The organism is Candidatus Methanocrinis alkalitolerans (assembly GCF_029167205.1).
GTDB lineage: Archaea > Halobacteriota > Methanosarcinia > Methanotrichales > Methanotrichaceae > Methanocrinis > Methanocrinis alkalitolerans.
Genome location: NZ_JARFPL010000055.1, coordinates 1 through 11690, shown reverse-complemented (window position 1 = coordinate 11690; position 11690 = coordinate 1). Strand labels below are relative to the sequence as shown.

The 11690-nt window shown below is 57.0% G+C and carries 13 protein-coding genes, 1 other RNA gene and 2 pseudogenes; 8 read left to right on the top strand and 8 right to left on the bottom strand.

Annotation, left to right across the window (positions count from 1 at the left end; translation table 11 throughout):
- A partial coding sequence (locus P0O24_RS11695; RefSeq protein ID WP_316969936.1) for a zinc ribbon domain-containing protein occupies nt 1-151 on the top strand: 151 nt, incomplete at its 5' end.
- Between the two features lie 8 nt (nt 152-159).
- Nucleotides 160-750 (top strand): endonuclease dU, encoded by a 591-nt coding sequence (locus P0O24_RS11690; protein WP_316969935.1) that lies wholly within the window; start codon nt 160-162, stop codon nt 748-750.
- 39 nt (nt 751-789) lie between these two features.
- Here the strand turns inward: P0O24_RS11690 and rnpB are convergent.
- From rnpB to P0O24_RS11670, 4 genes and pseudogenes are all read right to left on the bottom strand, one after another.
- Nucleotides 790-1104, bottom strand: an RNA gene (gene rnpB / locus P0O24_RS11685) — RNase P RNA component.
- Between the two features lie 113 nt (nt 1105-1217).
- Nucleotides 1218-1883, bottom strand: coding sequence for a hypothetical protein (locus tag P0O24_RS11680; protein WP_316969934.1), 666 nt, complete (start codon nt 1881-1883; stop codon nt 1218-1220).
- 266 nt (nt 1884-2149) lie between these two features.
- Nucleotides 2150-2498, bottom strand: a pseudogene (locus P0O24_RS11675) (HepT-like ribonuclease domain-containing protein).
- Nucleotides 2495-2785, bottom strand: a complete 291-nt coding sequence (locus P0O24_RS11670) for a nucleotidyltransferase family protein (protein WP_316969933.1) — start codon at nt 2783-2785, stop codon at nt 2495-2497. Before P0O24_RS11670 ends, P0O24_RS11675 begins: the two are co-directional and overlap by 4 nt.
- A gap of 265 nt (nt 2786-3050) precedes the next feature.
- On the opposite strand from P0O24_RS11670, the gene P0O24_RS11665 reads away from it, so the two are divergent.
- On the top strand, nt 3051-3410 hold the full coding sequence (locus tag P0O24_RS11665) for a DUF3467 domain-containing protein (protein WP_316969932.1): 360 nt from the start codon (nt 3051-3053) through the stop codon (nt 3408-3410).
- A complete protein-coding gene (locus P0O24_RS11660) occupies nt 3407-3979 on the top strand; it encodes a hypothetical protein (RefSeq protein WP_316969931.1) in 573 nt (190 codons plus the stop codon). Before P0O24_RS11665 ends, P0O24_RS11660 begins: the two co-directional genes overlap by 4 nt.
- 145 nt (nt 3980-4124) lie before the next feature.
- On the opposite strand, the gene P0O24_RS11655 is transcribed toward P0O24_RS11660, so the two are convergent.
- Nucleotides 4125-4778, bottom strand: a complete 654-nt coding sequence (locus tag P0O24_RS11655) for a hypothetical protein (RefSeq protein ID WP_316969930.1) — start codon at nt 4776-4778, stop codon at nt 4125-4127.
- 97 nt (nt 4779-4875) lie between these two features.
- On the opposite strand from P0O24_RS11655, the gene P0O24_RS11650 reads away from it, so the two are divergent.
- A complete protein-coding gene (locus tag P0O24_RS11650) occupies nt 4876-5214 on the top strand; it encodes a HesB/IscA family protein (protein ID WP_316969929.1) in 339 nt (112 codons plus the stop codon).
- Between the two features lie 159 nt (nt 5215-5373).
- Here P0O24_RS11650 and P0O24_RS11645 read toward each other — a convergent pair whose 3' ends face one another.
- The 3 genes from P0O24_RS11645 to cobD are packed head-to-tail and all read right to left on the bottom strand — an operon-like array spanning nt 5374 to nt 7724.
- A complete protein-coding gene (locus P0O24_RS11645; RefSeq protein WP_316969928.1) occupies nt 5374-6342 on the bottom strand; it encodes a cobalamin biosynthesis protein in 969 nt (322 codons plus the stop codon).
- Nucleotides 6343-6384: 42 nt separating this feature from the next.
- Nucleotides 6385-6627 (bottom strand): cysteine-rich small domain-containing protein, encoded by a 243-nt coding sequence (locus P0O24_RS11640; RefSeq protein ID WP_316969927.1) that lies wholly within the window; start codon nt 6625-6627, stop codon nt 6385-6387.
- Nucleotides 6615-7724, bottom strand: coding sequence for a threonine-phosphate decarboxylase CobD (cobD, locus tag P0O24_RS11635; protein ID WP_316969926.1), 1110 nt, complete (start codon nt 7722-7724; stop codon nt 6615-6617). The genes P0O24_RS11640 and cobD overlap by 13 nt, the downstream gene beginning before the upstream one ends.
- 280 nt (nt 7725-8004) lie before the next feature.
- Between cobD and cdhA the strand changes: the two genes are divergently transcribed.
- The 3 genes and pseudogenes from cdhA to P0O24_RS11620 form a co-directional block, all read left to right on the top strand.
- A complete protein-coding gene (gene cdhA / locus P0O24_RS11630) occupies nt 8005-10437 on the top strand; it encodes a CO dehydrogenase/acetyl-CoA synthase complex subunit alpha (RefSeq protein WP_316969925.1) in 2433 nt (810 codons plus the stop codon).
- 13 nt (nt 10438-10450) lie between these two features.
- Nucleotides 10451-10996 carry a CO dehydrogenase/acetyl-CoA synthase complex subunit epsilon gene (gene cdhB, locus P0O24_RS11625; protein WP_316969924.1) on the top strand — a complete coding sequence of 182 codons (546 nt, stop codon included), beginning with the start codon at nt 10451-10453 and terminating at the stop codon, nt 10994-10996.
- A gap of 39 nt (nt 10997-11035) precedes the next feature.
- Nucleotides 11036-11690: pseudogene (locus tag P0O24_RS11620) on the top strand (CO dehydrogenase/CO-methylating acetyl-CoA synthase complex subunit beta); the annotation flags it as partial.

Here is an 11690-nt window from a genome sequence, read left to right as displayed (position 1 = left end):
AGTGCCGAAGTCGCTATCGGATCGGGTCCATGGATGTCCTCAATGCGGGCTGGTCATGGACCGTGACGAGAATGCGGCGATAAACATTCTGAGACTGGGACTACAGTCTCTGCCAAAAGCTAGAAGCTCCGCCCTTCAGGGCGGGGAGTAGTCACCCTCATGAAGCTCCACGTCAACAAGAAGGGGGTTCGCGTCCTGGGGATCGCCGAGAGCTTCAGGAAGTCGGAGCCGGCATCCTGTCTCGCGGGCGTGGTGATGCGAAAGGATCTGAGGGTCGACGGTTTCGGTTTCGCTCAGATATCCGTCGGCGGAGACGATGCCACCGAGGGAGTGCTGGAGATATTCAGGGGGCTTGATAGGCGTGACATCAACGCCGTCCTCCTGAACGGGTCGGTGATCAGCTGGTTCAACATCGTCGACCTCGAAACGGTCCACAGGGCGACGGACGTCCCTGTGGTGAGCCTCACATACCAGGAGTCGGAGGGGCTGGATGGATACATCAGAGAGTACTTCTCCGAGCCGGAAGCTAAGCTTGATCTATACAGGGAGCTCGGGCCCCGGGAGGCCTTGAGGCTGAAGACGGGGTTCGTCGTCTACGTCAGGTGCCTGGGGGTCACCGCCGAGGAGACGAAGGGGCTTCTCAACTCTTTCACCCTGGACGGCAGGGTCCCCGAGCCCCTCAGGGTGGCGAGGCTCCTTGCGAGGAGCGCTATTGAGAGCGGACGCCGGTCGGATCCGCGCATGAGATGAAGCATCCGGAGATGACGGGGCTGTGAGGTTTAAGGGCGCGAGTCTGGAGAGTAAGCCCCCTTCTGTTGGTGCCTTTCGGCATTGGCGGCATTCGGCTAAGCGCCATACCCGGGCGTTGGCTGGACTCCATCGATCGCCCTTATTTTGGCTTGCACCCGCAGGGGTTCGCCGTTTCATCTGCCTCCCGCCCGACCTCAGCCTTTCGGCATCATGGCATTTGAGCGGTGCAGTATCGTTTCTGTGCCAGAGCCAGAGCTCTCGCCCTACACCCGAAAAGGTGTCTGCGTGTCCAGAGGTGGGGGGACTTTCCACACCGGCGAAGGGTTCGCCAGCGGCAGCCGCCCTTCCACTCTCGCGCCCGGGCGGCATAGGGGGAGAAGATATAAAAAGGCTTCGTGGCGAGGGGCGCCGGCGGGCCGCAGGTCTTCGACGGTCCGGTCCCTCCATCCCTCCCCAGTCGGCGGGGCTCAGGCCTCCTCTAAGGCCCCTTCTATCTTCCAGACGGAGAAGTTGTCAAAGCCGATGGTGACGTTCCCCCCGCCGCAGGCGGTCGTCCCGGCCATCAGCCCCACATTCCCTTCGGGGAAAGTTTCGTCGGCGTAGTTGGCGAGATGGATTCCGTTGGCGAAGAAGGATAGCGTTTCTCCATCTCGTTTAACCTGGATGAGGTTCGTCGTCTTTCCCAGGTTGATGGCGTCGGACTTCGTCCAGGGGTCGTTTCGGGTCCAAGATCCCCCCTCCCTCTTGAGGAACCTGTAGTAACCGTCTGCGGATATCAGGAAGAGGTAGTAGTTGGACCAGTCCATCCAGCCGGTCATGAGGCCGTAGACGTTGTCGTCGGAGCCGGCGATGGTGCTTGCCTCCACCTCCACTATGGAGTCGCCGAAGGACTTTCCGGATTGGACCCTCCTCCATGAGTCGGCGGTGACGACGTTTATGACGTACATCCCGTCCTGGTAGCTGTAGCTGTAGTTCTCATCCGAGGAGCATCCCCAGGAGCCTCCTACCTTGGAGGTCGAAAAGTCGTCGATGAAGAGGAGCTCCCCCTTCTTTAGCTCCCAAGTCCCCGTCTCCTCGCCAGCCGAAAGAAAGACAGACCCGACCACGGCCGCCAGGAGCAGGGGGAGAGCCATTCGAGATGATGGTTTCATATATACAATCCTCCGAATACTTCTCGATATCTTTCGAGGGCGGATAGAAAGGCCGCCCTCCAAGCCCGCATATCGGCGGCGTAATGGGGGCTGGAGATGATAAGTATTTATCCGCCGCCTTATCAGCGTCTTATCCGCACCTTCTGAACCCCCTCCGGCTTTCTGAACCCCAGAGGCGGGACCGTTCGCAGGGCGGGGTGGCGGGCGGCGAAAAAAGGCACAGGCCGCTAAAAAATATTGGATAATTTTCAGGGAGTTTCCTCTTCGGGATCTTTTAAAATCAGCTCGATCTGTTGCTTCAGCACTGGCACGTCGTCCTCAACGACGGACCAGATAAGATCAGGATCCACCTCGAAGTAGCGGTGGACCAAAATGTGGCGCATCCCCACGATCTGCAGCCATGGCATCTGATCCATGCTCGTCTTTGAGTTCATCTGAGATGGCACGAGCAGCCTCTCCGATGACCTGAAGGTGATGAAGAATCCAGTTCTGGATCAGCTCATCGTCTTCAAAGGTCTCCCGCCCTTTCGAGGCGTACTTCTCGATTCGCTCTATCGCCTCGGCGATGTCCAAAAGCCGTCTCCTATCATCCCTCATAGCGCCACGGCTTCTTTTAAAACCTGGTCCCTGATCCGCTTTCGAAGCCCTCTCTCGGTCACTACGTCCACGGGGCAGCCCAGAAGGTCCCGAAGGTCCATCAGAAGGCAGCCAAGGTCGAGGAGGCTGCCACCAGGTTCCATGTCGACGAGGAAGTCCAGGTCGCTTGATTCGTCCGCCTCGCCCCGAGCCACCGATCCGAAGATTCTGACGTTGTACGCCCCGTGTTCGGCCGCCGTCTGGAGTATCTCCGTCCTCTTCTCCCTGAGAAGATCGCTTTTGTCCATGACCAAACCACCCGATCCGCCCGATCAATAATGCACACCATATCTTTTGGTATGTCCACCTTTCGGCCTCGGAAGATCGTCGCTGAAATGATCTCATCATCAAGAAACGTGGGGGCCGATCGCCCCCGGCGGCGTCGGGGGGCGGGGCAAGAAGGGTGGCGGCATCATTCGGAGAGGGGGGGCGAGGTGGCGCCGGATTGAAGGTGTGCCGTTAAGCTAAACTATTTATAGTTCGATCGTTCTTTAAATAGATTGGGAGATTTATATGCCAATAGTAATGGTTGATGAAAATACGGGGAAAGAGAAAGTAATTACAGAAAAAGATGTAAAAATCGAAAAACACCCTGATTATGTAGAATCATACGTTGTAGGTACTCAAGGGGGACCATTTGGGCCATATGATTTTAGGATGTCTTTTTATGATATTAAACCTGAAAAAGACGAAAATGGAAACATGTATGAAAAACGCATTGTTAAGTCAACAGTAGTCATGCCATATGCTGCTGCAAAACAACTAAGCATTTGGCTTCAGAAACATTTAAGGAATTACGAAGAGTTAGCGGGTCATGAGATCTATGTAGGAGAGAAAGAACTAGGCGTAATGTCTGACACTGATCGAGCATGATTGAAATTGAAAAAACAAAAGATGCGTCAGGCACTACTCGTCAGAAGTTAAAACTTACTGAGGATGACGCAGCCCGTTTTGATGTTACTCAATGGATATCACCCGTAACAGATACTGAAATAGATGTACAGAATTTGCTTTCGATCGAGTTAATTGAGGATGAATTCTACAAAAAATTGATTGATGAAATTAATGCTCTTTACAATTATAAATTTCCAACATCCTTATACATATTGATACGAAAATTATTGGAGAATCTCCTTATCGAGATTTTACGTAAAAAATACGGCACAAGGGAAATAGAATTATATTTTAATATACATAAAAATAGATTTAACGACTTTTCAGTTTTATTAGATAATTTTGAATTAAAATTAAATGATTTTAAGACAATCACATCCGGTCTCGATGCAGATACAATAGCTAAAATGCGAAAATATAAAAAAACAGGTAATGCTGCTGCTCATTCTATTGATACGAACATTACAATAGATAAGATCCGCAATGAGAAAGATGATATAAATTTCATAGTAAACCTTTTATTAAGACTCTGGCGTACTATCGTTTAATGTCATTACTGCTAAAATAATTTATAGTTGTTACATTATTAAGTTCAAGCGTTTGTCTGCTAACAGCTAAATGATCGCGGCCATCCTGCAAGCGACGATACCTGCAATAAAAACAATATCTTCATGTCCGGCTGTATCCCTAATCTCACCCCGTCGGGCACAGGATCGAGAGAACCTTGCACAGATCCTCGTCCAGGGCCTTCAGGTCCTTCCGGATCTTCTCGTCCTTCATCATATCGCTCAGGTAGTGGAGACGGCCGACGACCTCCTCGATCTGGGCCTCCGCCTCCTCGCGCCCCTGGCGGACGGTGGAGTAATATACCTCGGCGTGGTCCCGGTCGACCTCGATGCCGAAGAAGTCGTAGTCGAAGAGCCCCTTGAACTCCAGGATGATCGGCTTGAATATCGACCGCTGCCGGGGGATGTAGAAGTCCTCCAGCATCTTGCGCAACAGCTTGTTCTCCACGTAGCCGATGTCGTTTCTCAGATACCCCTTCCCGTGGATGTACCGGGAGTAGAAGACGTTGTAGGCGATGGTGGAGGTGAGGTCGGTGGCGAGCTTCATCCGGAACTCCCACTCCTCGCCGAAGAGGACGACCCCCTCCTGGCTGAGGATGTGCCTCGCATCGATGATGATGCCGTCGTGGAAGGCGATGATCACCTGGTCGACGTCAGGCCGCTCCTCTCTGATCAGAACCTCCTTCACCCCGGAGCCGAAGACCTCCTCCGCCGCCTCCTTCGTCGACCCCAGGGTATAAAAACGCCGGAGCATCTCCAAAAGATCGCCCATCTTCTCCATCACTGGCTTTGTGGTCCTTCGGCCCTGATAAATATTTTGTCGTATTCTTCGGCCGGATCGCATATCTTTATCATCTCTCGGGTCGACCCCTCCTCGGGTGAAGAAGATGATCGAGATCACAGATGCTGCGGCGGAGAAGCTCCTCATGAGGGCGGAGGAGGGCAAAGTAGTCAAGCTCTTCAAGACGAGCCCCCCAGGCGAGCTTCCCAGGTTCGCCCTGGGCCTGGGCCCCTTCAACGAGAAGGACCTGGTCTTTGAGAGCAACGACGTCCAGGTCTACATCAACCCCAGCGATTATGAGGAGCTCCGGGTCGCCGTCATCGACTTCGTCGACGACGAGAGGGGGAGGGGCTTCGTCGTCATCAAGGGGCAGACCGACGCCTGCGGCCTCGTCAGCTGCGAGGAGTGCGGCGAAGAAGATACCTGCGAAGAGTGATCCGACGGGCCATTAGAAGAGTTGCCAGAAGAGCCATCTGATGAGTGAGGAGGCCGGAGATCCGGGAGGTGAGGGGATGGGATGGGATGGAGGACCCAGGAATCTTGGGCCGGGGATGGCGCCCTTCCCCCCCGACGGCATCGATCGACCAGGTTCCGGTCAGCCGACGAAAATAAGGATCAGGGCCGATGCCGCCACGGCGATCCCTATCGCCGTCGCCACCAGCCGGAGGGCGGGCTTGAGGTCTTTCGTCGTTGGGTCCCTTCCCCCGTCGCCGACGACGTAGACCCCCGGCTTCTCGAGCCTTATCCCCAGGGACCCCGCCGCTGCCGCCATGGGCCATCCGGAGTTGGGGCTCGGGGTATTTCCGGAGTCCCGGAGGGCGGCCCTCGCAGCCTCCCCCGCCCGCCGGGGCCGGGCCGCCGCAATCATCGGAAGGCTCAGCCTGGCGGGTCCCCAGTTGGCGAGGTCGTCGATCTTCGCCGAGGCCCAGCCCAGCTCCCGGAGCTCCTCGGTCCGATAGCCCAGCATGCTGTCCAGGGTGTTGGTCGCCTTGAAGGCGAGGGCTGCCTCCACCCCCAGGCCGAACGGCGAGAAGAGGATGTAGTAGAATAGGGGCGATACGACGGCGTCGACGTAGTTCTCGGAGAGGGACTCGATCACCGCCGACGTCGCCTGGGTCGCTGTAAGGCCGTCGGGGTCTCTGCTCACCAGGGCCGGGAGAAGATCTTTCGCTCCGTCGAGGTCCTTTTCTACGAGCCTTCCGATATCCCTGGACGTCTCCAGCAGGCACCTTATGGCGATCGTCGACTTGAGGAGGTACGCCGCCACGAAGAGGCCGAGGCCGACGCCCAATATTTCTACGCGGTCTGCTGCCGCTATCAGAAGATGGCCGCAAGCCGCCGCTACGAGGATGACGAAGAGGGCGATCAGGAGGCCCATCCCCTTCGCCGGCCTCGCCCGCCTCTTGAGGCCTCCTATCATCCTCCCCATGAGGACGACGGGATGGACCCTCGTCGGCGGTTCCCCAAAGGCGAGGTCCATCGCCACCGCCAGGGCGAGGACGATCAGCGGTCCGGATATCGCAAGACCTTCAGGGATCTGAGGGATCATGGGCGCACCTTTCATCTCTCCCCTTCATCTCCGACGGGATCACGGAGCGTTGGTGGATCATAGCCTCTCCTCCAACTCGATCCAGATCTCTTCGAGGTCCTCTCCCCTGATCAGCTCCTCCATCACCCTCGCCGCCACATCGGGGTCGTGAAGGAGGACGCAGAGGTCACATGACCATTCTCCGTCTACCATCCGCCCTCCGGTCCTCTCGTCGGTGCAGGGGTAGAAGGGGCAGAAGCAGAAGGTACAGTCCTGATCAGGAAAGTGGCACGGGTAACGATCGCAGCTCAGCCTCTCCATCCCAGCACCTTCTCCAGAGCCGAAACAAACCTCTCGTTCTCCTCTCTTTCCCTCACCGCCACCCGGACGTAACCCTCCCCCAGGCCGAAGGACCGGCAGTCCCGGACGAGGACCTTCTCCTTCTCCATCCTCTCGACGAGCTGCCAGGATGGAAGGCCGGTTCTTGCCACCCCCACCAGGATGAAGTTGACGGAGCTTTCTACGGGATCTAGTCCGAGGCGGAGAAGCTCCCCTGTCAACCACGCCAGCTCCTCTTTTATCACCTTTCTGCTCCGAACGAGGTGGTCGCCCCGGGATAGGAGGTGGGCTCCCGCCGCCGAGGCGAGGGAGCTTATGCTCCAGGGAAGGCGAGTCCTGTTCATCACCTCGGCGAGGCGGTCTCCAGCGACCCCGAAGCCAAGCCTCATCCCCGGAACCCCGAAGGACTTGGTGAGGGACCTCGCCACAAATAGGTGCTCCATCCCGGGGGCCATATCCGCCACCGTCTCGGAGGGGTCTGAGAGCTCTATGAACGCCTCGTCTACGAATAGGAAGGTCTCAGCCCTCTCGCACCTTTTGGCCAGATCCGCGATCATCGATCTTGGCAGGAGGATCCCTGTGGGGTTGTTGGGGTTACAGATGAAGACCGCCTTCGCCCTGTCCAGGAGGGGGTCGGGTAGAAAATCCTTCGGATCTATCGGCCCATCGATCCCCCTCTGGACGGGGACGATCTCCGCTCCGAAGAGGCGGGACTGGGCCGCGTACTCGCCGAATGTCGGCTCAGTGATAACCACTTCGTCCCCCGGCTCGACGATCGCCTCGGCGAAGAGCCTCATCAGCTCCGAGGAGCCGTTCCCCGGAACGACGTTCTTCGCTCCGACCCCCACGAACTTTGCGCAAGCCTCCCTGAACTCGATATAGTCGTTATCCGGATAATGGCCTATCCTCTTCATCTCCCGCGCTATCAGGTCGTCGAGGGGAGGGTGGCCCAGGGGGTTTATGTTGGCGCTATAGTCCAGGAGTTCCTCCTGGCGGATTTCGAGGCTTGTGGCCATCGACCTTATCCTCCCGCCGTGGTGGCAGGCCTCGGCACCTGCGAAGCTCTCTTTGATCTTCATCTATGATCGCCCCCCTCTCCAGCCTTAACGCATTTCAACCTGGCGGACTGATCTCAACCTGGGTGGATTTTTATCAATTTGGTTGGATATCCTTCCATCAAAACATAACCCGTAATTTTTAACATTAAATCGCCATCACGATTTCACAAACTTAAATGTATATGTGTTCTAATCAATAAGCTAAACAATAATATTTTCATTATATTAGTTTCTAATCCGAAAGGGTTTTATGTCCTACAGGTGACTACCCAGCAAACCAGAGTATAGAAGGTGGTCAAGCATGGATAAGATGGAAGGCAGCTTTGCCGTTGAGGACATGCAAAATGTCCAGATCAACATCGGCGCGATAGTGAAGGAGGTGGAGGAGTGGGACCAGCCCATGGGCCCCTTCCCCTATCCGAAGATCGCCACTCTCCGGGACTGGGACTATAAGATATTCCAGAGGTACAAGATCATGTACTCTCCGATCAGCGATCGGTGTACCCTCTGTACCTACGGCCCCTGCGACCTTACCGGCGACAAGAGGGGAGCCTGCGGCATAGATCAGGCCGCCCAAAATGGTAGAATAGTACTGCTCGCCTGCCTGATGGGGGCCACCGCCCACTGCGCCCATGGCCGACACCTCTACCACTGGTGTCTTGAGAAGTTCGGGGACCTACCCGTCAACATGGGCGACGAGATCCTGGTGGACGCCCCCATAACAAGGACGATCGCCGGGATCAAGCCCAAGACCCTCAAGGACTTCGGCCCCGTCCTCAGCTACTTCGAAGAGGAGGTATCCCAGCTTCTCGCCTCCACCCACACCGGTATGGAGGCCGACTACCGTGACTTCGAATCGAAGGCGCTTCACGCCGGCATGCTAGACCACCTGGGGATGGAGGTCTCAGACCTGATTCAGATCATGGCCTACGACATGCCCCGGGGAGACGAGAACGCACCCCTCGTCGAGTGCGGCGTGGGAACCCTCGACAAGAACAAGGCGATCCTGATCACCTACGGCCACAACCTCGCGGCCTCCTCTGAGGCTATGTTCTACACTGAGGACAACAAACTCTGGGAGAAGGTTGACATCGGTGGCGTATGCTGCACCGCCCACGACAACATCAGGATCGGTGAGGGTCTCGGGTATCCCAAGGAGATCAGCGAGAAGTACAAGGACATAGGGACCAAGGCGAAGATCGCCGGAGCCATAGGCTGGTGGAGGAAGATGGTCCGGGCAGACGTCATGGACTGCGTCATGGTCGACGAGCAGTGCGTCTGGACCGACGCCGTCAACGAGTGCTCCAAGCTCAAGATCCCGATGATCGCCTCCAGCGAGAAGATCATGATGGGCTTCCCCGACAGGACCAACGATCCCGTCGACGAGATCGTCGACGACCTGGTGAGCTTCAGGATGCCGGGGGTAGCCGTCCTCGACCCCGCCAAGGCTGGGGAGGTGGCTGTGAAGACCGCCATTGCCGTCAAGCCGAAGCGGGCCGAGATCAGAGAGGCGGACCCCTTCCTATCGGAGGAGGATTTCAAGAAGTACGCCGAGTCCTGCACCTACTGCCACTCCTGCCAGTTCGTCTGTCCCCCCCACATCAAGATCGGTGACGTCGTCCGGGCCGCCGCCGAAGGGAACCTAGAGCCCTTGAGCAGCACCTACGAGATCTGCGTCGGCTGCAGAAGGTGCGAGCAGGCATGTCCCCAGGATATACCGATCCTCAGCCTCTACGCCTTGGCCAACAAGGAGTACATCAGAGACCAGAAGTTCAAGATAAGGGCCGGCAGAGGTCCCGTCAAGGACACGGAGATCAGGCGTGTAGGCGCTCCCATCGTCCTGGGGACGATCCCCGGTGTCATCGGGATCGTAGGATGCAGCAACTATCCCAACGGAACCAAAGAGGCCTACGACATCGCAAAGGAGTTCGTCGACAGGGGCTTCATCGTGGCGGCGTCCGGCTGCATGGCCATGGACATGTCCCTCTACACCGACGAGGAAGGAAAGACGATCTGGGAGCAGTACCCCGGAGGCTTCGACGGTCGCAACATCTGTAACATGGGTAGCTGCGTCGCCAACGCTCACATCAGCGGCGCCACCATCAAGGTAGCCACCATCTTTGCCGGGAGGAACGAGAGGGCGAACTTCGATGACATGTCAGATTACACCCTCAGCAAGATCGGCGCCTGCGGCATCGCCTGGGGAGCCTACTCTCAGAAGGCAGCGGCCATCGCCACCGGCATCAACCGGATGGGAGTCCCCGTAGTCGTCCAGCCCCACAGCGTCATGTACAGGAGGTCTTACGTCGGCAGGACCGACAAGAAGGAGGACTGGGAGATCATCGACGCCAGAGATGGCTCGCGGGTCTACTGCGAGCCCGCACCCGAGCACATGCTCTACATCGCCGAGACGAAGGAAGAGGCGATGCTGATGATGGCGAAGCTCTGCATCCGGCCCAGCGACAACAGCCAGGGGAGGATGATCAAGCTGACCCACTACTGCGACATCAGCATGAAGTACTTCGGCTGTATGCCTCCAGACTGGCACGTCTACGTCCGCCACGCCTCAGACCTCCCCCTCAAGTGGAAGGAGGATATGATGAAGGAGCTGGAGGCCAAGCACGGCTGGGGGATCGACTGGAAGAGGAAGGCTATCTTGAGCGGCCCCATAAGGAAGATGGACGTAAGCTTCGACCCGACGAACATCGAGAGGAAGATCAGGACGAAGAAGTGAGGAGGCGATAGAAATGGCAGTAGACACCACCAAGAACGCTGTTCCCTTTGAGATGGCCCAGATCCCGGGGCCCGAGATGGCGAAGGCCTACAACACCAAGGTCATCGGAGCCATCCTCAAGAAGGCGAAGAGGCCCCTCCTCGTCGTCGGGGCCGAGCTCTTCGAGGACCCCGTGATGTTCGATAAAGCGATCGAGATCGGAAAGATGGGTGTGCCGATAGCGGCCACCGCCCATTCCATCAAGGGGTTCATCGAGAGGGGCTACACAGAGAACGTCACCATGATCGGGCTACATCCCCTGACGAGCTACCTCCGGTTCAAGGACTGGCAGGGGCTCGACGGCAAAGGTCAGTACGACGTGGTGATCTTCACGGGTATCTTCTACAAGTTCGCCAGCGCCATGTTCTCGACGCTGAAGAACTTCAACAGGGATATCAAGAGGGTCTCCATCGACCGGTACTACCACGTCAACGCCGACATGACCTTCGGAAACCTCGCCTTCAACCCCGACCAGTACCACGAGGCGGTGGACGAGGTAATCGCAGCGATGGCGAAGTAGAATTTATTTTTTCCTTTTTAGAAAAACGGAGTTGTAGAAATGGCAGAAGAAATCGAACTGGACATGTCCCCCATGTACGAGGGGGAGCGGATCAGGAAAGGCGACATCTGGGTTGAGATGGGCGGTCCCAAGGCGGACGCCTTCGAGCTCTCCGTCGCAGGAACGATGGACGATGTACAGGACGGCAAGGTCACGGTAGTCGGTCCCGACATCAGCGAGATGGAAGAGGGTAAGACGATCCCCTTTGGGATGGTCTTCAAGGTCGCAGGCGAGCTGATTGAGAAGGATCTCGAGTCGATCATCGAGAGGCGTAACCACGCTCTCCTATCCTACATCCACGGCTGGATGCACTTAAACCAGAGGGACGCCATCTGGATGAGGGCGGGCCTCGACCTCAAGAAAGCGGGAGTTACCTCCTTTGAGCAGATATTCAAGAACGTCATGAACCTCTACAAGGCCGAGATGCCTTTCATCGAGAAGATGGAGGTCACCATCCTCACCGACCCAGCGGCCGTCGCCAAGGGTCTTGAAGAGGCTCATGCCGCTTACGGCGCAAGGGACGAGCGCGCCAAGGGTCTCCACGACGAAGAGGTGGACGTCTTCTACGGCTGCACCCTCTGTCAGGCCTTCGCCCCGACGAGCGCCTGCGCCGTCACCCCCGACAGACCATCACTTTGCGGTGCCATCACCTGGT